Here is a 23,746-nt window from a genome sequence, read left to right on the forward strand (position 1 = left end):
ACCATGAATGCCGATCCCTCTGTATCGAGTCAAAGCAATTCTTCGGAAGAAAGCAAAAAGATGCTGATCGCGATGGTGAGTATAGGCATCTTTTGCGCCTTGCTAATCGTCCTGGTCTATGAAGGCACCAAGGAAAGAATCGATCGTTTACGAACCGAAGCGCTGGAAAAAGCGGTTTTCAAGGTTTTGCCGGGCATCAGCAATACACGGATGTTTTTATTGGGAACGGACGGGAATTTCACGCCTGCCGAAGCACCGGATGGAAAAAATCCGGTGGTCTATGCCGGTTACGACGACGCCGGTGAATTTCTCGGCGTAGCCATCGAGGCCAGCGGCCAAGGCTATGCCGACGTCATTCGGATTTTGTACGGCTACAATCCCCATTCGCAAACCATAATGGGTTTCTATGTACTTGAAAGTAAAGAAACGCCTGGATTGGGAGATAAGATCGAAAAGGATGAAATCTTTCTGGCTAACTTCAAAGCGCTTTCGGTCAAACTCGATCCTGAATCGACTCGCATTCAAAATAAGGTGATACCGGTTAAGCAAGGGGGTAAATCCAATCCGTGGGAGGTCGAAGGTATCACCGGCGCAACCATTTCTTCGAGAGCCATCGGCAATATCATCGGTGAAAATTCGTCAGTCATGGTTCCATTGATATACAATCAAATTGGAAGGTTTAAGGAATATGCACAAAACAACTTCTCTAAACAATAAGCTTTGTGGAGGTTCGGTGACTCGCTTAACAGGACGCCGTGAATACATCCCTGTAGGCTCGACAGCGGAATCTGATTGCCAAGGATGGCATGAATGCAGATTTTGCAGGAGCAAAAATCTGCCCTGCTGCCGACACCTGTCAATCGAGCCACCGAACCCCCTTCCAACATTTGAAGAAGTTATTTGATGCTCGTTCCTAAAGTGAATACGGATTCAAAATGAGTGCGCGGATAACCAATAATATCGACAAAAAGGCTGAGCCAAGCTCCACCGACGAGTTCATCAAGGGGCTTTGGCGTGAAAATCCCGTGTTCGTACAGGTGCTCGGCATGTGTCCGGTTTTGGCGGTATCCAATACCGCCCAAAATGCGCTGGCGATGGGTTTGGCGACGGCTTTCGTGCTGTTGATGTCCAATATACTGGTCGCTTCTTTAAGAAACTTTATTCCCAAGCAAGTCAGGATTGCCTCCTTTATTCTGATTATCGCCACGTTTGTCACGATCGTCGATTATGCCATTCAAGCCATCAGCGTCGATTTGCATAAAAATTTAGGGGCATTTATTTCACTGATTGTGGTCAATTGCCTCATTCTTAGCCGCGCGGAGGCCTTTGCTTCGAAAAATACCATAGGTAAATCGATCATGGACGCCTTGGGTATGGGAGTCGGTTTCGTATTAGCGCTTTTTTGTCTGGGTGCGGTCAGAGAATTGCTCGGGAATGGAAGCTTGTTCGATGTCGCGATATTTCCGGAATCGTTTCAAGAGTGGATCATTATGATCCTGCCGGCCGGTGGCTTTTTTACGTTAGCATTGTGGCTAATTGTGTTTAATTATTTCAAAGTTAAAAAAGCGAAAGGATGAATACCGAATCCTATTGGAGCATATTTATCAATGCCAGCCTGGTCAACAATTTCGTTTTGGCCTATTTCCTCGGCATCTGCCCCTTTCTCGGCGTTTCGGGAAAAATGGAAACCGCCACCAAAATGGGCGGCGCGGTGACCTTCGTCATGCTCATCAGCTCCATTTGCGCCTATGGTATCCATGCCTTGTTGGTGGCTATCGATGCGCCCTTTCTGCAATTGATCAGCTATATCGTCGTGATCGCCTCCACCGTGCAATTGGTGGAAATGTTTATCAAGAAGATGAGTCCTACTTTATTTAGAGCCTTGGGGATTTTTCTTCCGCTGATTACGACCAATTGCGCCATTTTAGGTTTGGCGCTCTTTCAAACAAACAAAGCCTACAGCCTCAGCCAGAGTCTCGTTTATGCCTTGGGCGCCGGGATTGGATTTACCTTGGCGTTGATATTGATGGCAGGGATCAGAGAACAATTGGAATTTGCGGAAGTCCCCGATGTAGTCAAAGGAACCGCGTTGACCTTGTTGGTCGCAGGGATCTTGTCATTGACGTTTATGGGATTTTCGGGCTTAGGCACATAAAACACGGGGGCCGTTAATGACATTTATAATTGGAATCAGTGCCGTAGTATCGATGCTGCTGGTTTGGGTTTGGGTGCAGTCCCGATGGCGGGAAACATTTTCCGAGAACATTTCAGACTCGGACGTTTTAGCCGAAAGGCTAAGCTGCGGCAATTGCGGATGCACCCGGGTTTGCTCAAAAAGCAAACGAATCGATCACGAATCTTCAAAATGAGGCAATAAAGCCATGTCCTATTTATCAGAACTCGATACAACTAAGCAATACAAAGCCAAGGTCAAAAAAACCGAAAGGCTGACCCCCGCCAATGTGGAAGAAATTCGAGAAATATTACTGGAGGTAGACAATCCCGAATTCGATTGTCAGGTAGATCAAAGCTTCGGCGTTCTGCTCGAACACAAGAGCGACTTCGGCAATTCCTATCATCATCGGCTTTACAGCGTTGCCGACATTCCGGAAAGAAGCAACGGCAAGTCCCTGATAACGATGCTGGTCAAAAGATGTTCTTATGTGGACGAGTTCAGCGGAGAACAATATCAGGGAGTGAGCTCCAACTTCCTGTGCGACCGTCGTGAGGGCGATGAAATCACGATTACCGGTCCTTTCGAATTGCCCTTTAAAGTGCCCGATGATAAACAGGCCAACATTATCATGATTGGAATGGGTACCGGAATCGCGCCATTCAAGGCATTTATCAAGCACATTTACAGCCAGGAAAAAGAGTGGTACGGAAAAATCCGCTTATTTTATGGTGCGAAAAGCGGACTCGAACTGCTCTATCTCAACGACAAGGACGGAGACCTGACCCAGTATTACGACAAAGCGACATTCGAAGCCTTTCATGCACTCAGTCCAAGGCCGCATTGGGAAGATCCGATATTACTGGATCACGCGATAGAGCAAAGGGCCGAAGAAATTCTCGAAATGCTCGGTTCGGCCAACACCTATATCTTTATCGCTGGCTATGAAAAGGTGAAAGAAAATCTCGACAAAGCCTTTATCAATATCATGGGTTCCAAAGAAAAATGGGAAAACCGGAAAGCCGAACTGATTGCCGGCAAAAAATGGGCCGAGGTGATTTATTGATTTCCGAACCGGATAGATAGAGATGACCATTCTGATTGCTTTGCTAGCACTGGGTGGATTGACGCTGGTATTGGCGCTGATGCTGATCATTGCCAACAAAAAGCTGTATGTCTACGAAGACCCAAGAATCGATGTGGTGGAGGGCATGCTGCCTCATGCCAACTGCGGTGCTTGCGGATACCCTGGATGCAGGCCATTTGCGGAAGCCTTGGTCAAAGGCGAAATGCCGCCAGCCAAATGCAGCGTAAGCAGCGAAGAAGGACAAAAAGAGATTGCGCAATTTTTGGGCGTGGATGCAGGTTCTGAGGAGAAAAAGGTCGCGCGCTTAGCTTGTGCCGGAGGTAACAATGTCGCGATCAATCGCGCCAGATATGAAGGGATTTCCAGTTGCAGAGCGGAGGCCTTGGTTTCAGGTGGAGGCAAAGGGTGTTCTTGGGGTTGTTTAAGCCATGGAGATTGTGAAAAAGTCTGCGATTTCGATGCCATCACAATGAATGCCTTCGGTTTGCCGGTCGTCGATGAAGCAAAATGTACCGCCTGCGGAGACTGCGTCGAAGTTTGTCCGAAGGATCTTTTTTCGATACACCCCGTCAGTCATAGACTATGGGTAGCCTGTAAAAGCCTGGAAGCAGGCGATGGGGTTTTGGAAGAATGCGAAGTCGGCTGCACGGCCTGCGGCAAATGCGCGATGGACGCCCCCAGCCTGATCACGATGATCAACAATTTACCCGTTGTCGATTATTCCAAAAAGCACCAAACCCAAGCCCCTATCCAAAGGTGTCCCACGGGCGCCATCGTTTGGCTGGAGAAAAATGGAGAAGTCGTCAAAGGAGCTGAAGCCAAAAAAATCATCCGTAAGGGGAAATTGAAAATGGGGGAAAGCTGAATTTTTTTGAGTTTGAAATAGTTCCGAGGCGCCCCCGTTTGATAATGTTTTTTTATCTTGCGTGAAAACGCGAACGAAGCCGGCCGAATCGCTTGCTCAATCCTCCTTGATCGTCGAGAAGCTAGAGCGTCCTGAACTGGTTACCCAAGTAGGAGCTCTCATCGTTATACACAAATATCGATAAACTTGCTAAACAGAGGTCATCGTATACCTGGGAGCGGTGTTGTTTGATAAATCTACGGATATTGAACATCAGTGGCTTCGAAATCGCGATCTGGGGATCGCTCCCACAGAGCATCCGCCCCCCTTGTGGGAGCGACGCCTTCGTCGCGATTTCGAAGCCGGGTACGTTAAGCAACAACAAAGGGTATCGAGGTCTCATTCGCCAAGGTGGCAAGACGGTATCTAAGACTTATGTATAACGGCGAGAGTAGGAGCTTGGGTAACCGCATTAGTTAAGCGATGCGCACCAAACTGCTTTTAAAGCACGTAGCCCGTATGCAGCATAGCGGAATACGGGAATGGCGTGGCTTCGAACTTCCCGGATTGCCCTGCGATCCATCCCGGCTACACTCCTTAGACTCGCCGAAAGCGGTCGATAATGATTTATACCTCTCGCACTTCAAATTTCGGCAGTGCCTGAGGAGGCGCCGGGGTGCTCGGCAAAGGCTTTGCCAGCATGGAGCTGGCATAGAGCCTACAGGGACGTATTCACGGCGTCCTTTGACTTGCACCCCGGTGCCGAATTTTGATCTAAGATGGGTATAGCAACGGGGATCTGCGCTTAGCTTGATGATTATGGTTACCCCTCATAGGCGCCAACTTAAGGAAAAACGCGTCATTCCGCCAGGGATTGGCGGAATCCAGGGCCAGGGATGGCAATACGAAGCTTCACACCCATGTAACCTGGATATCGGCAATCCATTCCGATATGACGAATAAAGCTACAAATACACCATAGAATAGACACTAAGTTGGCGCTTATGTGTTACCCCCTACTGCCAAGGTATTCTGGTGTGCGGAAACGCCTTTCCCCCTCATTATCGCTCCAATTATTTCGAGGTTATGTTATCTGCGGCCTCCCTGCGATGTTTTCTTTATTAATACGTAATGCCTTAACTTACTTATAAGGCGATTCTTATAACAAAGGTAGTAAATTATTAATTATTAATGCTTTTTCTGACTTGACAGCCAGGAAAAACTTAGCGACTATCCAAACGCTGACCCAGGGATACGACTTCGTCATTGTTGTCAATAAAGAATTAACCCTTGGGCTAGACAAAAAATCATTGCGTAAAATAACAATAATCAATTAATGAGGGGAGGTTTTAATGGACATTTTTACAACACAACCCGGTCTGGAAATGCTGTTTCGATGGGGACATTTTTTGGCCGGAATAACCTGGATTGGGTTGCTTTACTATTTCAATTTCGTGCAAGGAGAGTATTTTAAGGAGGCGGAAGCTTCAGCTAAATCAGATGTTGTTCAAAAGTTGGTGCCGCGCGCATTATGGTGGTTTCGCTGGGGAGCCATGCTGACTTTTCTAACAGGACTCGGCATTATGGGAATCCGCGGCAGCGGGTGGTCGGTCGATATCTATATCGGCGCTATGCTCGGTACTTTAATGTTCTTAAACGTTTGGTTAATCATTTGGCCGAATCAAAAAATAGTAATCGCATCCACCGAAAAAACCGCGAAAGGCGAAGCGGCCATACCTGAAGCGGCTGATGCAGCAGCGCAAGCGGGGCTGGCTTCTAGAACGAATGTATTGTTTTCAGTCCCGATGTTATTTTTCATGGGCGCCTCCGCTCATTATCCTCATTATGATTCCGGAACGCTCGGTATCCTTTTGATTTTCGCAGCGATTCTCGGTCTCCAATACAATGCGTCACGCAAGGCGCTTTCCCGATTCGGTTTTGCGCAGAAATTGCCGTCTGCCGGTTTTATGGGGCCATTGGCAAGTGTAAAGGGCGTAATCCATTGCGGTTTAGGTTTGGCTTTGGTTTTTGTACTTATTTTAGAGTTAATCTAAATACTTTGCGCGGGGCGGGTTATTCAACCCGCCCCGAACGTTTTGATTTGCTTTAGCCACAGTCGAAACGTTTAGGACGGGGTTACAAATCCCGATTATACCGGACTTCAGTAGGACGGGTTGGTTAAACCCGTCCTGAACGCCAGGGAAGCGCCTATCCGCTTATAACTACGATGTCATTTCATCTCGTCAACCATGAAAAACTATGGTGGTTTTTCATTAACCTGTGCAGTATGCTGTCATTAAAGCCCATACGAGCTGTACTCTGATGGAAACCATTTATTAAGGTGAAGAAATATGTCTGTTAATTTCAGCGAAGTGATCAAAATGCTTGATACGGCATCGCCGTTTGATCTTTATCGATTGAATGTCGCGATCCGGCGTATGCTCGATGACCCTAAACGTATTTCGGCCATCAAACGTGAATTACGCATTGGCCAGGAGGTTGAATACTTCGATGCGGTCCATAATGCGCCTATCAAAGCGATTTTATTGGAATGTAATAAAACCAAAGTATTGGTGCAAAACCTGACGGACGGCAAAAGGTGGAAGTTGCCCTATTTTTGGTTGAATATTGAACAGGCCGACACGGCGATTAATAACAGCAAGGGCACTGGCTTACAGCGTCATGAGGTCGGTATTGGCGAAATATTGGGCTTTTTGAACACACGGGAGAACGTGGAAATGTACGGCAAAGTGATTCGCTTGAATCCCAAAACCGTTACGTTACAGTGTAAAACCGGGCGATGGAAAGTCTCCTATAGCTTGTTGTTTAAAGTGATTAGTGGCGAATATGAAGCCTATGATCAACGAGAGCCATTGATTTTAGAATCCATACTCCAGGAATAACAGCTTGAATGATTACGGCGCCATCGGCAATTAACGGACAAGGGTCGCCTGGCGGATTTGCCGAACAAATCGAATTGTCCTTAGCTGAAAATCTTGGAAACAGAGCACCAGCGAAGTGAAGATATTTCGCGCGGGGCGGGTTATTCACCCCGCCCCGAACGTTTTGATTTGCTTTAGCCACAGTCGAAACGTTTAGGACGGGGTTACAAATCCCGTGCTGTAGGCTATAAAGCCCATACGCCTCAAACTAAAACGCCCAACCCGCATCCCGATCTTTACCAAGCTCCATCCGGCTTCCAGAGACCGGCACAACATCAACCAACCTCGACTCGCTCATTCAATTTTTCCTTTATCGTCGGAAAGCTAGAGCTTCCTCTACAGATTACCCAATCTGAAGCGTGAGTAACACCATTAGACGCGCGATGCGCACCAAACTACTGTTAAAACACGTAGCTCGAAGCAGCATAGCGGAATACGGGAAGGGGGACGGGAAAGTACACGATATGACCTAATTTCGATCTGACCCTGTTTATTTCTGTTTATGCATTTGGATATTTAACTGTCGCTTATGTTGGTCATTGCGGAAATTCAAAACGTAGCTTTGGTATTATCCCGATCGGTTTATCATGAATTAAATGCAGATTACACAGTTCAGAAATCTAGCGTTGTAGCTGCATTCTTGACAATTAAGCAGGAAAAGCCGTATGTTAGCCCGATCAGGACAATAACCGTTAGGCGCTGTCAGAGCTTTGCACATGAATGAAAATGACGACCGAGAAATGAAATGGCTACTCGAGGAGCTGTGCGATCCATTCGCCGTCCTGCCATTGCAGGATGTCGCAAGATCACTGAACGAAGCTATCAAGGAATCTGAAGAAGCATTTTTCGAGCGTGGATGACCAGACGGCGTTGCGCGCGCATTTTGGGATGTTCCCATGGAGCAACTAGACCATTCTATTGAAGTTGCTTTGGGTTCCATTTTTGTACTAGGTCAAGCAGCCATCACTCAAGCCGTCTCCATTGTGACTCGACTTCGCCAACTCACTAATGGTCACTCCTCTATCCCGAGTAGCAAGCGGTTGATAATTGAAAGCCAGGCCGGGGCGATGACCGATTCAGGAATGAGCAAGATGGTAGTCATTGACACGGGTGCCAATTATTTCAAGCACCACCATGAGTGGCCAAATAATTGGTACATCGCAGGCGATGGTTCGAACAGGCAGTCGCATACGATACTGGATGCGCTACGTATGGGGCTGACCGGAAACGATTTGACGAGCAACTTGTGGCGTATCGTTTACCATCTAGATGCCGACACTAGAGATCTTCATGCGATACCCCGATGCTCGTGCACGAGTGGCGAGAAAGGGTCGCTCGTAATTTAAGCCAAGCCTTGAATGTTGACGTGTTTTGGTTAACAGAGGTCTAACATCGGGCTTGGTTCCGACCTCTTGGAAGCCGCGCGTTATAGACAATAAGAGGAAATCATGAAGTTAGCAGGGATAGATTTAGCTTGGCACGGAGAGAAGAACCCTTCTGCTATTGCAGTTGGGATTCTTAATGATAATAAGCTATCACTAGAGGCTCTAGAACCCGCAATCTTTTGTTTGTCTGGAGTTTTTGAGTTCATTTCAAATCAGAAGGATTTATCTGGAATTGCTATTGATGCTCCTCTGATTATCGAGAATCAAATTAGTCAAAGAGAATGTGAGAAAGCACTTAGTCGCGACTATGGGTCAAGAAAAGCTTGTTGCCACACTTCTAACAAATCCCTATATCCTGACTCCTTGAGTGTTAGCTTGTCCTCACTGCTTGAGTTAAGGGGCTTTCAGCACCTTGCACAAGAGCGGTGGCTAATTGAATGCTATCCTCATCCAGCAATAATCGAATGCTTTGAGCTTCCAGAAAGACTTGCTTATAAAAAAGGTAAAGTCGCTGACAAAAAATCAGGGCAGGTCGCATTATCAAGCTTCATCTTAAAATTAGAGTCCTCAAGTGTTTTAGCTCTTAAAGTTCCCAATGAGCTGAAGCTGTTGTTGTCAGAATCGTATATTCAAGGTTTGAAAGGTCAAGCTCTTAAAAGCAATGAGGATGCCTTAGATGCAATTATGTGTCTGTATATCGCTGGTCTTTATCAGATGAAAGTTTCCAGTGTTACTTATGGTGATTCTAAGCAAGGTTATATATGGGTTCCGCGCGTAAAATGCATATAACGAACGGCACATTCGCATTATATCTGCAAGGCGCATGACTAATCGAGAGCATAAAGCATATGAACAATGAAGATACATTACGGTAACAGTACCCGGAAGAGCTTATCAAATAAATAACTGGGGTCAGGTACAAATTAAACGCAGGTCAATTCAGTATCATTTAACTCGTACCTGACCCCAGTTATTTTGATCAAATCCTTTACTGACGATCGAAGGCACAGGTATTACCCAACCTCGGAAAATTTGCATGAGCGCATATGCACGACCACCTGGTGGCATGAATAATTCCAACGCTCGTGGATGGTCTAAATGCGTTGCTACAGGTAAAATTACGCCCTATAACAAATAAACGGCCAATAAACTATTTTCAGTCGCCCACTTTATTGCCTAGTCGTAGCAAAGGGGCAACTGAACTCTTCGTTGGTATATTTCTAACGTATTGCTAAAAAGGTCTATCGTTATGATTTTGACAGTCGAACAAATTGCCGAAGAGGCTCTCGCTTTGCCTAGTGAAGCACGCGCTTTGCTCGCCGACCGTCTTGTAGAAAGCCTTGACCCGGCAGAAGACGGTTATATTCAACAACTTTGGTCAACCGAGGCGCGGCGACGCCGTGACGATGTCCGAGCGGGACTTGTACAGACTATCCCCGGCGATGAAGTATTGGAACGTGTGCGTCGGGTGTTTACTCGATGAGGTATGAGTTCCACCCCGATGCCTTTACAGAGTACGAAGGAGCATCGAGGTCAGGCCTTACATTTGTCATTAATAATTGGGCACAGAGTGAAAACCCTAAATTGTTGTTTTGGCGGGTAGCTTTTTAGCCTTGGGGTTTGTTTGCCGGCCTAATAAGTCGGTCAAAGGGACGCGGCCCTTACCTTAACGCTAAAAATTGCATGAATACCGTGAATCCGTTAATATCGGTATCATGATTGTTTCATTCGGTGATAAGGCCACTTCAGATTTGTTTCACGGAATTTCCAGCAACAAAGCTAGAAAACTGCCCAACCAGATTCATGAATTGGCGCTGTATAAGCTGGACATAATCAATGCTGCTCAAAACCTTGACGATCTTAAATCTCCGCCTGGAAACAGACTGGAACCACTCAAAGGTGATCTCAAGGGTTTTCACAGTATCCGTATAAACAATCAATGGTGCATTGTTTTCCGTTGGGAGGCCAATGCAGCTCATGATGTCCAAATTATGGACTATCACTAATAGTGAGGTGACGTATGATTCCGACGAACAGAACTGCAACACACCCAGGTACGATATTACTTAAAGAGTTTCTTGAGCCTCTTGAGATTACCCAAAAAGCCCTGGCTATTCATTTAGGTATATCCGTTCAACGCGTTAATGAGATTGTACGTGGTAAACGTGGTATTACGCCAGATACTGCCTGGCTACTTTCTGAAGCTTTCAATACGTCCCCTGAATTTTGGCTTAATCTGCAATCGACTCATGATCTGTCGGCTCATAGACCTGAGTATCATGTCGAGTCTTTGGTTGCTGCGGGTATATAGCAATGGGCTCCAATGGAAGTCGTCGCTCCGCTCCTGTAAAAACCAGCCCAAACCCGCAGTTATTTGTCGAATAGTAAAATCCCCCCACGTTATCCCCCAGCCTCAAATAGCATGCTGAAAAAATCCTGATGGATGTTTTTTCCCGAACTCAATTCATCAATAATCAAGCAAAGCATCACGGTCAGCGGTATAAAGAGCGGTGTCGTTGAGAGAAGGTATGACGCCACAAAGATTTGGCGAGCAACATTGATCACACGAATCCCGATCGTTTTATAAAATTTTTAAACGGTTTGTCGTGTACAAAAGATTTGTTTGTTATTGCTTTTAAAGCTTTATATCACTCGTTATACTCATTCAACAAAACTTTTTAACCTAAACGATAAAAGTACTCATGGATTTTGAATGGGATGAAACCAAAGCATTTTCTAATCAGAAAAAGCATGGCATTTCTTTTTTTGAAGCCAGCGAAGTGTTTAACGATGATTTTTCATCCTGTGTTTTAGACCCGGACCACTCTTACGAGGAAGAACGCTATTTGCTTTTTGGTGTTTCACAAAAGGGTACGCCTCTAGTGGTTTCTTTCACAGAAAGAGGTGATAACATTCGCATTATATCTGCAAGGCGCATGACTAATCGAGAGCATAAAGCATATGAACAATGAAGATACATTACGAGAAGAGTACCCGGAAGAGCTTATCAAATCAGGGGTGCGAGGAAAATATGTTAAACGCTATAGGGAAGGAACTAATATTATGGTTATCTCTCCTGAATTACATAAACTATTCCCAACTTCAGAGTCCGTTAATAAGGCATTACGTGAATATGCAAAAGAACATGGCATGGCAATATAATTCGGGGTAGGAACCGACAGCTAGGTAGGCCGTAGCCTGGATAGAGCAGCGCGAAATCCGGGGTTTCGAGCCATGGCCTTCGCGTAAGTCGTATGCGCTGGTACGGGCTACATAGTTCAATCCCTAACAATTAGCGCCCTAATAGGAAGAGCGAAGTCAGAAAAGTGAGTGATCAGTCCTTACTTTTACATCATGGGGGATGCGCTCTATAAAAGTAGTCAAGTTACTTTTTATAGCATAAGCACAATACTTTCGATCGGATAACTTTTGCTTATCGACTCACAAAGCACTCGGCTGTAAAGAATCGCTACGCCAATATTCAGACAAGTCTTTATCGGCGAATCGCGCTATGGAAAATTCCTCAATGTCTATCGAATCGGCCGGCATGCGCTTTTCAACGATTAATTCAGCGATGATCTCGCCGAAAATCGGCGCATATTTCAAAGCTTGGCCGGCGCCCAAGCAGTGATAGAGATTACTTACTCGCGTGTCAGACCCCAGAATGAATTTTAAATCGGGCGTAATATCGAAAAATGAATGATAGCCTCCGGCATAAACGGGTTTTCCGATTCTTGGAAAACGGCTAATGATTTTGCCGAGATAGTTGTCGAGTTGCTGATGATTAACGTTAAAACTCAACGCGTCGTAAATGACATTGGCACCATCGGGATTCATCGCTGCTCGGCTAAATGAACGGGCAATATCTTTAGCATTGCGCCGTCTCGGTTGGTGCATATGCAAAATACTGCCGCGCCAGCGTCTAAAATAGGCTTGATTGACATAGTCGGCGATAATCGGCATTGATTCCGGAATATCGCTGACACTCACCAAAAAATTAGCCGCGTACACGGGCTCCAATGCCACGGGAATGCGCAAACCGATGCCGGCAAACAATTCCGAACTCCAACCGCCTGCGGCATTGACCACATGCTTCGTCAGGATTTTGCCCTGGCTGGTGTGTAAGGCGGTAATATCATTCCGAGTATCTTGCTCAAAATCAAAGACCTCGCAATGCTCTAAAATGTCGATGTTATTTTTTTGAGCGGCCGTCTGCATTGCATTCAAGATTTGCGGGGAATCCAACTGAAGAACGTCAGGCTCATAATAATAGATTTCTTCCGGGACGATTTTAACCGCATTCCGAGTGAGTTCGGTCACATCTTGATGAGAAATCATCGTAAAATCGATGCCTTCTTTTTGCATTGCTTGCTCTAAGTCCATCCAATTTTTTGAGGACTTTCCGAAATGACTCTCGGCGATCCAAATAGCCCCTGACTGTTCAAAAGGGATATCGACACCCCAAATCGGTTGCAGATTTTTCCAATACTGTGTGGCTATTTTGGCCATCCTTGCCGCCATTGGCGACGCATTGGCCGAGCGGACAATCGCGCTATGGCGAGAACTCAAACCCGCACCCAATACTTTTTTCTCTACAATAGCCACCTTTTCTGCTTTGTTGCCGAGCTTGCGCCTTATCGAAAAAGCACAGGCAGCGCCCAAACAACCGCCGCCGATTACAACCGTATGGTACTTTTTACTCATGACCGCCATCTCCTTTTCCAAAAAGTGAACCAATGAACCAGCAAATGCAAGGCTGAGGCGAATTCCAAACGACTAAGTCCTGACTGCCGATATTCCACCGTCGACACGCATGATTTGACCGGTAATCCAACTGGCTTTGTCGGACAATAAAAACAAGGCCATCTGAGCGATGTCCTCGGCTTCACCGATGCGATTCAGCGCATGGCGCGCGGCGGCAGCCTGTTTTTTAGCGTCTTCGCGTATCAAACGTTCGGCTAACGGGGTGTTGGTTAATGACGGAGCAATCGCATTGACGCGTATCTTCGGAGCCCATTCCGCAGCCAAGGAGCGGGTCAAACCTTCCACCGCGCCTTTAGCGGCCGCCACTGTGGCATGGTATGGAAAACCGGTATTCACCGCTACGGTGCTGAAAAGCACGACCGAGGCCGTATCCGCAGCCTGAAGATTACGCTGATAATGCTGCAAGCAGCGCACCGCGCCCAGCAGATTGAGTTCCAAATCCTGCCGAAACTGATCGAGTTTGATCGTTGCGAAGGGTTTTAAGTTGATACTGCCGGGACAATAAACCAAGCCGGCCAATGGCTCGTCCAACGCCGGTAAGGCGTCGGTTAAGACATCGCAGTTAAAATGTTCCGACAAACCCGGTTCTGCGTCTGAACGACTGACGGAATAAGTTTGGAATTGCCCCTGAGCCAAGCGGGTAAGAGCCGCGCCGATACCACTGCTAGCACCTATGATCAAAATTTTACGCATGGTCCGTCCTCAATGGTCAATCAATGCAGGGTATCGAGTGAACAGCAGCAATTCCCAATTTAAAGATCAAAAAGGGTGTGGGGTATGCTTGGCGAGGATCTCGGCAGCCACACTATACCTATATCGTTCGATTACGCTGCTTTCTATTAGCTCAAGTCGAAATATAAATAACCTGCTCAAATCGGCCTGTAGACAGATATTGAGGACCGATACCTAATTCGCGCAATTGCCCTTCCCAAGGGTCGAGGTATACGATGTGACCGCGTGATGTTCTGCGCGATGCGACAATGAAATGACCGCCATTTCGGCGTGCTCCATTGTACCAACCGAGCAAAATAATCGCGGGAGTAGTATCTGAAAGCCGCCAAGCATCGACCGTTATTCCGGGTGAAAACCTAGTTTTGAAGGTCACCCTCAGGCCATCATTTCTAAGTGCTTGGGCGACCTGATCCATGAATGTCCCCATTCTTGAAAACATGTTTCCAAAGGTATTCTGGTCATTGCTATGCGCGCTTGGATCTAAAGACATAGGTGCAGGCGCTTCCGGGATAAAACCCGCATCCTGAACCACTCGGTGATACATACTCCATGCCAACGCCCATTCCGATTCATCAATTGTCATCTGTTTGGCTTGATTTCGCGCCATCCAAATACTGGCAACGGCGCATGAACTCGCTTGCTGTTGCGCCATGACCTGATGAACAATGTTGTCGCTATCATCTCTCAAATATATGCTCATAAATTTATACCTTCGACAATCAAATAGGCACGCACCTACGATGTTATGTGAGTCCTTTAATGTCCCATGACTTCCGATGACGCCCAGAAAAGAAAAGATCAATCTACTGTTATCAAATAAAAATTAGCTTATAACGTGGAACTGTCAACTCTGATGCGAATTGTTTCTCTTGACCATCTACCTATCACGACCCATCTTTCAGCAATAAATAAAGGCTGCGAAGTATTTGGCGGATTTTTCCTCAAAAACCCGCACACCTCCATGTATACCCATCTTCGTAGATCAAAATTCGGCGTATGGGGCCCATCAAAGAGCGCCGTGAACCCAGCACCTAAAATTATCCAAGATAGTTAAACATAGCCAATCAACTATGGAATTTAGTTGCTGGGTGAATACGTCCCTCTAGATAATCATTACCCGCCCGGAATCGTTGCAGCAATTCCCAGTTTGAGCAGTTTCGCCGATTTTAGGGTGTGGGGTATGCCTGTCGAGGAACGCCGTAAACCCATCCATGGGGGCTTGGCGGCAGCTCGAGCGCCAAGGATGGCGTGAATGCAGATTTTGCAGGAGCAAAAATCTGCCCTGCTGCCGACATCCTCGCCAAGCATACCCCACACCCTTTTTGATCTCCAAATTGGGAATTGCTGGAACCGTTGGCGATCACTTGACATCGACCGGCGGCGTGTTAACCGGCAGTAAGCTGAGCATCATCGAGTGGATTGAGGCCGGCGTCACCGGCAGTTATGGGACCGTAATCGAGCCTTGCAATTTTCCGGAAAAATTTCCGCACCCCGGTGTACTGATGTTTTATTATCTGAGAGGCAGCACGCTAATTGAAGCCTATCGGAAAAGCGTTGCGCGGCCCGGCCAAGGTATCTTTATCGGCAAACCGCTTGCTAAACCGTTTGCCTAGCCTGCAAAAAAGTTTTAGTGTGAGAGGCATTAAAGCCTACCGAGATTAAAAATGATACCGATACGAGACGATAACCCCACCGTTCGCCCTCCCGTGATCACGATCGTAATCATTGCGGCGAATATCGCGGTATGGCTATTGCTTCAAGGTGCCGGCGGAGAGGCTGCATTGGTTAAGTCGCTGTGTCATTACGGTTTGATTCCGGGTGAATTATTGAATACGGTGCCCAAAGGCATGACAATTCAGGTCACTGCGAACTACGGCTGTATTCTGAGCGGCGAAACAGGCAATAGCACCCTGTTGACTCATGCCTTTTTGCACGGGAGTTGGTTTCATTTAATCGCCAACATGTGGTTTTTATGGATTTTCGGCGATAACGTCGAGGATGTGATGGGTAGCTTTCGATTCGTAGTATTTTATTTGCTTTGCGCAATCGCCGCGGCGGGGGCCCAGATTTATAGCAATCCGGGAGCCGCGATACCTATGGTAGGCGCCTCAGGCGCGATCGGCGGCATCATGGGCGCTTATGCCCGGCTATATCCAAGAGCACGGGTACATACGATAATACCGATTGGTTTTTATATCACTTCGTTTTCCGTTCCCGCCGGTTTTATGCTGGGTTATTGGTTTTTGATTCAATTGTTGAGCGGCATTCCGGCAATCGGCGATGAAGCCGGCGGTGTCGCCTTTTGGGCGCATGCAGGCGGTTTTGTCGCAGGACTGATTTTAATCAAACCGATGCACCGCCCCGACTATCTGGCCGAACATAACGCGCTAATGGCCGGCCGTCGACCCGATGACCGGTTTTGATTCGTTACCATTTTGTCATTTAGGAACGAGCATGAAACAACGTCGACAACTTTGGAAGGGGGTTCGGTGGCTCGATTGACAGGTGTCGGCGGCAGGGCAGATTTTTGCTCCTGCAAAATCTGCATTCATGCCATCCTTGGCAATCAGATTCCGCCGTCAAGCCTACAGGGACGTATTCACGGCGTCCTGCCAAGCGAGTCACCGAACCTCCGCAAAGCCTACTACTTGTAGAAGTTATTTTGTGCATATTCTTTAAGATTCTCAGGATAAATAGATTTATGCAACAAGCAGAATCATTAACATTTACCGTCGACGGTTTTTTGGCCTGGGAGGAATCCCAAACCGAGAAACACGAATACATTGCCGGCGAGACCTTCGCGATGGTCGGCGCGCGGCGCGAGCATGTTCTCGTTACCGGTAACTTATTGGCCGCGCTTAAGCTACGATTACGCGGTACGCCTTGTCAATCCTACATGGCCGACATGAAACTGCGGGTCGAGTCGGCCGACGCGTTCTTCTATCCCGATGTCATGGTGACTTGCCATCCGGAAGACCGCAAGGCCGGGCAATTTTTAGCCCATCCGACGCTCATCGCCGAAGTATTGTCCGATTCCACCGAGGCATTTGACAGGGGCCCTAAATTCGCCGCATACCGCAGTTTGGAGTCGCTCAAGGAATATGTCATCGTCGATATCGACGCGCTACGGGTGGAGTGTTATCGGCGGACTTCGGACAACGAATGGATGCTGCATGATTACACCGGCCAACAAGATTGCCGATTTTCCAGTCTCGAATTAACGGTTCCGCTCGCTGAAATTTTTGAGGATGTTCTTGCGGATTAAGCGTTCACCAGCCTTGATCGACAATCAAACGGTAATTCATCCAACCGACCGTTTAAATAAACCATTACTGTTTAGCACGGCTTTGGCACTTGCGGTTTGGCTGATTTGGTACGCCTACAGCTCGCCGGATAGCCTATCGATCATCGAAGAAAATTGGGCCGTCACTTTGACGATGGTCTTCGGCTCGTTCATCGCCGGCGCGACCAGCGAAGGCGGCGGGGCGGTCGCTTTCCCTGTGTTCACGAAAGTGCTGCATATCGCGCCGCTCGATGCCAAGATCTTCTCATTGGCCATTCAAAGCGTCGGCATGACCGCCGCGTCGTTGACGATTATCGCGCTACGCGTTTCGGTTGCCTGGCCGGTCATTGCCTGGGCCAGTTTGGGCGGTTTGGTCGGGGTTTCGATTAGCTCTACGGCATTGGCGCCCTTGCTACCGCCCGCTCTGTTAAAAATGCTATTCACCGCGATGATCGCTGCTTTTGCATTGCCGTTGACGATCTTGACTTGGCAAAAGCGACTGTATAATGACACGCTGCCGTTTTTCGGCGCGCGCGAAAAAGCCATTTGGCTATTGATCGGAACCGTCGGTGGCGGCATGACCGGCTTGGTCGGTAGCGGCATCGATATCATTTGTTTTTCGGTGATGGTGTTGTGGTTCCGTTTATCGGAAAAGGTGTCGACGCCGACGTCGGTGATCTTGATGGCGGTCAATGCGCTGGCCGGATTTGCGCTGCATGGGTTCTTGCTGGATAGCTTCAACGCGACGGTTGAGCGTTACTGGCTGGCGGCGGTGCCTGTCGTCGTGATCGGCGCGCCATTGGGCGCTTATTGCTGTACAAAACTGAATAGTCGGGCCATTGCCGTGATTTTGATCCTATTGATCCTGGTCGAGTTGCTCAGCTCGCTGATATTGATTCCATTAACTGCTAATATTATCGGCATCAGCATGACGGTTTTCGTCATTTTTTTGTGGTTCTATTATCGAATGGCCCGATCGGCACGTTACCGGCCGGCCTGTAAAGGAGAATGATGATGCGTATGACTAATCGCGGTTTATTTTTATTAATACTGTTTTCGCTGGCCTCCTGCACCAGGGCCATCAAGCCCGAAGCCCTGCCGTCACATATCTCATTGGGGGCCACCTACTACACGCAATTCGTGATGCGTTACGAAAAAGGCGTGCATCCGACGACCAATTACCGGCGCGGCGCGTCGATTCCGGTCAATACCCCGGTTAGGCTATTGAAAATGACCAATAAAACGATCGAAGTCGAGGTCGATAATTCCAGCCAGCATTTGACGATAAAAAATGTTCAAAAACATACCGGAGATGACGTCTACCGGGCCTTCGATAAATTATTCGCGTCGAACAAAGTCGATCTATCGCGATTCAACGCCTTGGAAAAGCAGCATATTCAAAACGGCACGGTAGCTAAAGGCATGAGCAAGGACGCAGTACTAGTCGCGATCGGCTATCCGCCGATCACCGAAACGCCGAACTTGGACGGCAACCGCTGGGTTTACTGGAGCCACCGTTTTAATCGTTTCAATGTGCATTTCAAAGACAGCAAGGTGAGCTGGGTCGAGGAATGATTATGAATACATTTGAAATCAACAAAATGACTACGACAGAACGTCTTGAAACCATGGAGGCAATTTGGGACTCCTTGGTTCGTGACGAAACTGAAATTGGCATGCCTGATTGGCACCGAGATGTTCTCGACGAAAGACGCTTACGTATTGAACGAGGCGAAGCGAAGTGTTTTTCCCTTAACAAATGAGTGGTCGGCGCTAAGCCCATTCTTGCTTTTTTCCTTATTATGTATCCTTGTTCGATATGACCGCCCTCATAAAAAGCATTATCGCCACCGGCTTGTTTTTGTCCTATCCGTATCTGGTTTACCGGGGGATTGAAAGCGGGATGGTCTGGTTGGCGCCGGCTATTTTTTCCGGCATCTATCTCATGCGGGCGTTGGCCGCGCCCAGCCTGAGAGTCAAAATCTACAAAGGACTGTTCGCGCTTGCCTTGCTGTTGGGCGCGTATTATCTGCAAACCGTAACCGCGAAAATATTGCCGGTATTGATTCAACTCATGTTGATGGGCGTTTTCGGGCGGACTTTGCTCAAAGACAAGGGACCGCCGTTTATCGAAAGCTTCGTAAGGTTGGAGTTTCCGGAAATTCCTCCCGAAATTCTTGTCTATTGCCGTCAATTGACCCTGCTCTGGACCGGATTTTTCGCATTCAATGCCGCGATGTGTACAGTCTTGGCAATCTGGGGCAACGACTTTTGGTGGACACTCTATAACGGCGCATTGATCTATGCGATGATCGGCGCTCTGATGATCGGAGAATACATTTATCGCCATTTCCGCTTTCCCGGCCTGGGCATTCCCGACCCGCGCTCGACGATTAAAACGATGATCGTCAACGGACGTAGAATCTGGATGGATGTGCAGGCGCGTTAATGAAAAAACCTAACATCACATCATTTTGCTCAACATTTCTTTTGTTGCCGATATTGTTATCGGCAAATGCTGCCCATGCCGTCGATACCGAGTGGAAAGTCATGCAAAGGATGCAATCGGATACGGCGGTACGAATCGCCTATCGAGAAACCCGCATACTGGAACTCATCGACCAACCTTGGCAAGGCAGCGGATATCTGTACTCGCTTGCGCCGGATTTGATGATCAAAGAGCAATTGCAACCGGAGCGGGTCTTGATGGGCATCAAGGGCGACCGGATGTTCTATTTCGATCCGGCGGCTAATGTACGCCATCGCGGCGAGTTGGACGCGGCCAATCCGCTAAGCTTGCATATCGCCTTCTTCAATGCCTTGGTCAATGCCGATGTGGCCTTACTGCATCGGGTGTATCGCGTCAATTTCGACGCCCGGGAGCAAGACTGGCTTATGACGCTGAAACCCAGGCGCGGAGATCGATCCGGACTGACTGTCGTTATTTCCGGCCAGCCCGGACAACAAGCCGAGCGTATCGAAATCAGGCAGGCCGACGGCGATTTCAGCGAATTTTTGTTGCGCAAGGATGCTGAAGGCGAGGCGATCGAAACCGAAGTGAATCGCTTGTATAAAGAATTGCAGGGGAACTGATTTGCCGAACCGACGCAAGAGCCTGTTTTATCTGTTGCCGCCATTGCTGTCATTACTGGTGGCACTGACGGTCGAATTCAAGACCGACCTGTCCGCCTTCATCGTCGCCGGCGACAATGCCGAGGAACTGCTGCTCGCGAGCGAAATGCAGTCCGGCGCATTGTCGCGGCGCTATTTGATTTCGGTCGGCTCGGATGACGGCAAGCCGGTGACCGGCGCTTTCATTGAGACGCTGCAAGAACGCTTGAATGCCATCGACGGCGTGCTCGAAGTCTGGTCGCCCGAACGACAAAACCAAAACATCGAAGCGGTGCAAGTGCTATACCGCGATTACGCCGGCGCGCTGTACAGCCTTAAGCCGGAGCAGGATTTGGCAGAGCTGTTCACGCCGCAAGGCTTGGCGCAACGAGCCGAGTTTTTGAAACGAGCGCTATTGTCTCCGCAGGGCGCGATGGTCAAAAGCATCGCCTTGCAAGATCCCTTGTTATTGACGCTGAACGGCTTTCGCACCGTCGGTGCGCAAATGCAACAAGCCGGCATCGCCAATACGCAATACCGGAATCTGATCCTGGAAACCGAAATGGCCGGATTGGACGCGCCGCAACAAAGCCGAATTCAGGCGGCGATCGAACAAGCCTTCAAAGAACTGATGCATGACCGGCCGGAGTCATGGCGACTGGAAATGACCGGCGTTCCGGTGTTCGCGGCAGCAACGCAACAATTGATTCAGGGCGATATCGTCCAAATCAGTATCCTTTCTTCGCTCGCGCTAATGACGTTGTTTCTGCTGTTGTTTCGTTCGTTTGGGGCGCTACTGCAAGTGTTCACCTTATTGATCATCGTGATCTTGAGCGCGATATTGAGCACCGCTTGGGTGTTCGGCTATGTGCACGGCATGACTATCGCGATCGGCTCCACGCTGATCGGTATCTGCATCGACTACCCGATACATGCGATTGCGCACGCGCAAACGGTTCGCGCCGAGGACAAGACCGCGGCAATTATTAGAATCTGGCCCAGCCTGTTACTGGGCGGCATAACGACCTTAGTCGGTTATGCCGCCTTAGGCGCGTCCGGTTATCCGGGATTTCAACAAATAGCGATCTATGCCGGCACCGGTATCATTGCCGCTTTATTGTTGACTCGCTTCATCTTGCCGGGATTGGTCGCGGGCGACGACCGCAGAACGTTAAAGGTTCCGCTAGTCGCGCGTTGGGCAAGCTTCTGCGCGCGTTTCCGGCCTTGGCTATTGACGGTATTGTTGGCGCTGCTGGGCTCGTCGTTATTCGCCTTACCGTCGTTACGCTGGCTCGAAGACATGCAGGATCTAACGCCGGAACTGGATTATCTGAAAGAAAACGATAAACGAATCAGGGCGCGTATGGTCAGTATCGAGCCGGGGCGTTTCGTGCTGATTACCGGGCAAGACATCGAAACCGCACTGCAAAAAGCCGAGCAAGTTTATCCGGTGCTGGATCGATTAAAACAACAAGGCGATCTAAACGAGTATTTCGGCCTGTATCCGTGGTTACTATCGACACGTCAGCAAGAACTTAATCAAGCCCTATTGCAAGACCATCTGACCGACGCCAATCGGCAGCTTTGGCAACAGGCGCTGCGAGAACAGGGCTTGTCGGTCGAACGGCTAGGTCGGTTCGACTATCCGAAGCAGGACGCGCTGACATTAGAGCAGGTATTCGAAACACCGGTCAAAAGATTGATCGACAGCCGCATCATCAGCACGGAGCGTCAAAGCGTCGTGATGATCTGGCTGGCCGAACATGAACCCGAAGCGCTACGGGCGGCGCTAGCTACGATAGAGGATGCACGCTATTTCAGCCAGCGAGATATGCTCAACGACATGACCCGCGACTATACCGAGCGGGCGCAAACTTTGCTGGCGGCCGGTTTATTCATTATCGTGCTGCTATTGGCCGTGCGCTACCGAAGCCTGGTAAAAACGCTACAAACCCTATTGCCGGCGGTACTGGCGGCGCTGTTCATTTTAAGTCTCTGGTCGCTCGGCGGCGCGGCGATCAGTTTTCTGCATTTGGTCGGTTTTCTGTTGGTCGTCGCAATCTGTGTCGATTACGGTATTTTTTACCAGGAAAATCGCGGCGGCGATATCAAACTAACCTATCAAGCGATGGCCGCCTCGATGTCGACCAGCGCGCTGGCTTTCGGTTGTCTAGGTACAGCCGAGAGCACGTCGCTAAGAATTCTGGCCGGTGTCGTCGTGCTCGGCGTGTTGCTGGGCTTTTTGTTTTGTCCGCTGATTATCAAGCACAGGGAAGATTCCTGAGACACACTAAAACGCCGGCATAACGGTAAAAATCGGCATTGACCGACCCTAAATTCAGCAGTTTAACCATGAAGATCATGAAATACTTCAAGAGATTATCTAAACTTTCTTGCCAACCTCTTGAGTAAACGAAGGCTCTATGCAACTGCATAATAATGTTCTTGAAGGACCAGCAATCACCCCGGCAAACGAAAATTCGGGGCGTGGGGAGGGTGCGGTCACTCGCCCGACAGGACGCCGTGAATACGTCCATGTAGGCTCGACGGCGGCTCGAATGCCAAGGATGGCGTGAATGCAGATTTTGCAGGAGCAAAAATCTGCCCTGCCGCCGACGCCTGTCGATCGAGCAACCGCACCCTCTTCGGAACCGGCATTTGCTCTGTCAAGCGCTGTATATCGAAAAATTAGATAAAGAGTCCAAATCTACGAGCTTTCACAGTAAATTATTGAATTGAATTCTTATTCTTCATGATTTCCAGGGTGAAATGCTTTTCTAAGATGAAAGGATTGAAGGCTTCAAAAACACGCCGTTCAATTAAATGCCGGCATGCTATGCTTATACGCTTGTTTATTAATACTAAGAGGAGGAAATGATGAAGTTAACTTATTTGATGTTATCGGTTTTTCTGTTGAGCTTGAGCGGCTGTGCTTCGCAAGCCAACAAATCGAGCGCCCAGCCGATACAAACCAGCGGTACCGGCACCTTGATCATTAAACCGATCGCGTTTAAAGACGAGTCTTATATTCGAGGCGCAGTTAAAGAAGAATGCAACCTAGACGGCAAGCTATCTCAGTTCATCAAGGAAAATGCCGCGCGGCAATATGCCGATATCCTTACCGATACCGAAACAGGCCCTGCGGACGCGAAAGTTCTAACCGTCACGATCGATGAAGTGCAAGGCGCTGCCGGCGGAGCATGGTCGGGTCCTAAAACCGTCACGATTACCGGAACGCTCACTGAAAACGGCAAAGAGTTGGGCGATTTCAAGGCCCGGCGTTATTCCGGAGGCGGCATGTTCGGCGCCTATAAAGGCACTTGCGCCATTCTGGGCCGCTGCGTTAAAACCTTAGGCCGCGATGTCGCCGAATGGATGACGCATCCGACGGCAAAGGCCGTTTTGGGCGATTTGTAAGGTCACTT

Annotated in this window: 27 protein-coding genes; 24 read left to right on the forward strand and 3 right to left on the reverse strand. The window is 48.5% G+C overall.

Features of this window, described 5'->3' with window-relative positions:
- Nucleotides 1–3 precede the first annotated feature (3 nt).
- The 14 genes from EQU24_RS19945 to EQU24_RS20015 all read left to right on the forward strand — a co-directional run bounded on the left by EQU24_RS19945 (nt 4) and on the right by EQU24_RS20015 (nt 11,593).
- Nucleotides 4–717, forward strand: coding sequence for an RnfABCDGE type electron transport complex subunit G (locus tag EQU24_RS19945; RefSeq protein WP_017841869.1), 714 nt, complete (start codon nt 4–6; stop codon nt 715–717).
- A 218-nt stretch (nt 718–935) separates the two neighbouring features.
- Nucleotides 936–1,577: an electron transport complex subunit RsxE gene (rsxE, locus tag EQU24_RS19950; RefSeq protein WP_014150340.1), complete on the forward strand. Its 642-nt coding sequence runs from the start codon at nt 936–938 to the stop codon at nt 1,575–1,577.
- The gene (locus tag EQU24_RS19955) at nt 1,574–2,155 is read left to right on the forward strand and encodes an electron transport complex protein RnfA (RefSeq protein ID WP_014150339.1); all 582 of its coding nucleotides are present in this window, start codon (nt 1,574–1,576) and stop codon (nt 2,153–2,155) included. Before rsxE ends, EQU24_RS19955 begins: the two co-directional genes overlap by 4 nt.
- Before the next feature lie 226 nt (nt 2,156–2,381).
- The gene (locus EQU24_RS19960; RefSeq protein ID WP_017841868.1) at nt 2,382–3,239 is read left to right on the forward strand and encodes a ferredoxin reductase domain-containing protein; all 858 of its coding nucleotides are present in this window, start codon (nt 2,382–2,384) and stop codon (nt 3,237–3,239) included.
- Between the two features lie 22 nt (nt 3,240–3,261).
- Nucleotides 3,262–4,125, forward strand: coding sequence for an RnfABCDGE type electron transport complex subunit B (locus EQU24_RS19965; RefSeq protein WP_017841867.1), 864 nt, complete (start codon nt 3,262–3,264; stop codon nt 4,123–4,125).
- A 1,331-nt stretch (nt 4,126–5,456) separates the two neighbouring features.
- On the forward strand, nt 5,457–6,158 hold the full coding sequence (locus EQU24_RS19970; protein WP_017841866.1) for a urate hydroxylase PuuD: 702 nt from the start codon (nt 5,457–5,459) through the stop codon (nt 6,156–6,158).
- A 297-nt stretch (nt 6,159–6,455) separates the two neighbouring features.
- The gene (locus EQU24_RS19975) at nt 6,456–7,007 is read left to right on the forward strand and encodes a hypothetical protein (protein WP_014150334.1); all 552 of its coding nucleotides are present in this window, start codon (nt 6,456–6,458) and stop codon (nt 7,005–7,007) included.
- A 755-nt stretch (nt 7,008–7,762) separates the two neighbouring features.
- Entirely contained in the window at nt 7,763–7,906 is a 144-nt protein-coding gene (locus EQU24_RS22605; protein ID WP_017841865.1) for a hypothetical protein, read from the forward strand.
- Nucleotides 7,907–8,494: 588 nt separating this feature from the next.
- Nucleotides 8,495–9,220: a DUF429 domain-containing protein gene (locus tag EQU24_RS19985; RefSeq protein ID WP_017841863.1), complete on the forward strand. Its 726-nt coding sequence runs from the start codon at nt 8,495–8,497 to the stop codon at nt 9,218–9,220.
- Nucleotides 9,221–9,680: 460 nt separating this feature from the next.
- Complete coding sequence (locus tag EQU24_RS19995; protein WP_017841862.1) at nt 9,681–9,914, forward strand: addiction module protein; 234 nt, start codon at nt 9,681–9,683, stop codon at nt 9,912–9,914.
- A gap of 196 nt (nt 9,915–10,110) precedes the next feature.
- Entirely contained in the window at nt 10,111–10,437 is a 327-nt protein-coding gene (locus EQU24_RS20000; RefSeq protein ID WP_017841861.1) for a type II toxin-antitoxin system RelE/ParE family toxin, read from the forward strand.
- Between the two features lie 14 nt (nt 10,438–10,451).
- Nucleotides 10,452–10,742, forward strand: coding sequence for a HigA family addiction module antitoxin (locus EQU24_RS20005; RefSeq protein WP_014150329.1), 291 nt, complete (start codon nt 10,452–10,454; stop codon nt 10,740–10,742).
- 391 nt (nt 10,743–11,133) lie between these two features.
- Nucleotides 11,134–11,403: a BrnT family toxin gene (locus EQU24_RS20010; RefSeq protein ID WP_017841860.1), complete on the forward strand. Its 270-nt coding sequence runs from the start codon at nt 11,134–11,136 to the stop codon at nt 11,401–11,403.
- Nucleotides 11,393–11,593 carry a hypothetical protein gene (locus EQU24_RS20015; protein ID WP_014150327.1) on the forward strand — a complete coding sequence of 67 codons (201 nt, stop codon included), beginning with the start codon at nt 11,393–11,395 and terminating at the stop codon, nt 11,591–11,593. The genes EQU24_RS20010 and EQU24_RS20015 overlap by 11 nt, the downstream gene beginning before the upstream one ends.
- Before the next feature lie 279 nt (nt 11,594–11,872).
- Here EQU24_RS20015 and EQU24_RS20020 read toward each other — a convergent pair whose 3' ends face one another.
- From EQU24_RS20020 to EQU24_RS20035, 3 genes are all read right to left on the reverse strand, one after another.
- Nucleotides 11,873–13,135: an NAD(P)/FAD-dependent oxidoreductase gene (locus tag EQU24_RS20020; protein ID WP_040575839.1), complete on the reverse strand. Its 1,263-nt coding sequence runs from the start codon at nt 13,133–13,135 to the stop codon at nt 11,873–11,875.
- Between the two features lie 72 nt (nt 13,136–13,207).
- Nucleotides 13,208–13,888 carry an SDR family NAD(P)-dependent oxidoreductase gene (locus EQU24_RS20025; RefSeq protein WP_017841857.1) on the reverse strand — a complete coding sequence of 227 codons (681 nt, stop codon included), beginning with the start codon at nt 13,886–13,888 and terminating at the stop codon, nt 13,208–13,210.
- 151 nt (nt 13,889–14,039) lie between these two features.
- Nucleotides 14,040–14,627, reverse strand: a complete 588-nt coding sequence (locus tag EQU24_RS20035) for a hypothetical protein (protein WP_017841856.1) — start codon at nt 14,625–14,627, stop codon at nt 14,040–14,042.
- A 622-nt stretch (nt 14,628–15,249) separates the two neighbouring features.
- On the opposite strand from EQU24_RS20035, the gene EQU24_RS20040 reads away from it, so the two are divergent.
- From EQU24_RS20040 to EQU24_RS20090, 10 genes are all read left to right on the forward strand, one after another.
- Nucleotides 15,250–15,540: a TIGR03790 family protein gene (locus EQU24_RS20040; protein WP_235726424.1), complete on the forward strand. Its 291-nt coding sequence runs from the start codon at nt 15,250–15,252 to the stop codon at nt 15,538–15,540.
- Between the two features lie 51 nt (nt 15,541–15,591).
- Nucleotides 15,592–16,350: a rhomboid family intramembrane serine protease gene (locus EQU24_RS20045; protein WP_017841854.1), complete on the forward strand. Its 759-nt coding sequence runs from the start codon at nt 15,592–15,594 to the stop codon at nt 16,348–16,350.
- Nucleotides 16,351–16,628: 278 nt separating this feature from the next.
- The gene (locus EQU24_RS20055) at nt 16,629–17,192 is read left to right on the forward strand and encodes a Uma2 family endonuclease (RefSeq protein WP_017841853.1); all 564 of its coding nucleotides are present in this window, start codon (nt 16,629–16,631) and stop codon (nt 17,190–17,192) included.
- On the forward strand, nt 17,176–18,222 hold the full coding sequence (locus EQU24_RS20060; protein WP_017841852.1) for a sulfite exporter TauE/SafE family protein: 1,047 nt from the start codon (nt 17,176–17,178) through the stop codon (nt 18,220–18,222). The genes EQU24_RS20055 and EQU24_RS20060 overlap by 17 nt, the downstream gene beginning before the upstream one ends.
- 2 nt (nt 18,223–18,224) lie before the next feature.
- Nucleotides 18,225–18,785 carry a hypothetical protein gene (locus tag EQU24_RS20065; RefSeq protein ID WP_026130298.1) on the forward strand — a complete coding sequence of 187 codons (561 nt, stop codon included), beginning with the start codon at nt 18,225–18,227 and terminating at the stop codon, nt 18,783–18,785.
- 2 nt (nt 18,786–18,787) lie between these two features.
- The gene (locus EQU24_RS20070; RefSeq protein ID WP_017841850.1) at nt 18,788–18,973 is read left to right on the forward strand and encodes an addiction module protein; all 186 of its coding nucleotides are present in this window, start codon (nt 18,788–18,790) and stop codon (nt 18,971–18,973) included.
- 56 nt (nt 18,974–19,029) lie between these two features.
- Complete coding sequence (locus EQU24_RS20075) at nt 19,030–19,659, forward strand: COG4648 family protein (RefSeq protein ID WP_138767240.1); 630 nt, start codon at nt 19,030–19,032, stop codon at nt 19,657–19,659.
- On the forward strand, nt 19,659–20,303 hold the full coding sequence (locus EQU24_RS20080; protein WP_017841848.1) for a LolA family protein: 645 nt from the start codon (nt 19,659–19,661) through the stop codon (nt 20,301–20,303). The genes EQU24_RS20075 and EQU24_RS20080 overlap by 1 nt, the downstream gene beginning before the upstream one ends.
- A gap of 1 nt (nt 20,304) precedes the next feature.
- Complete coding sequence (locus tag EQU24_RS20085) at nt 20,305–22,605, forward strand: MMPL family transporter (RefSeq protein ID WP_017841847.1); 2,301 nt, start codon at nt 20,305–20,307, stop codon at nt 22,603–22,605.
- Between the two features lie 590 nt (nt 22,606–23,195).
- The gene (locus EQU24_RS20090; RefSeq protein WP_138767241.1) at nt 23,196–23,738 is read left to right on the forward strand and encodes a hypothetical protein; all 543 of its coding nucleotides are present in this window, start codon (nt 23,196–23,198) and stop codon (nt 23,736–23,738) included.
- Nucleotides 23,739–23,746 lie beyond the last annotated feature (8 nt).

Origin of the sequence: Methylotuvimicrobium buryatense (assembly GCF_005931095.1) — a bacterium.
GTDB classification, from domain to species: Bacteria; Pseudomonadota; Gammaproteobacteria; order Methylococcales; family Methylomonadaceae; genus Methylotuvimicrobium; species Methylotuvimicrobium buryatense.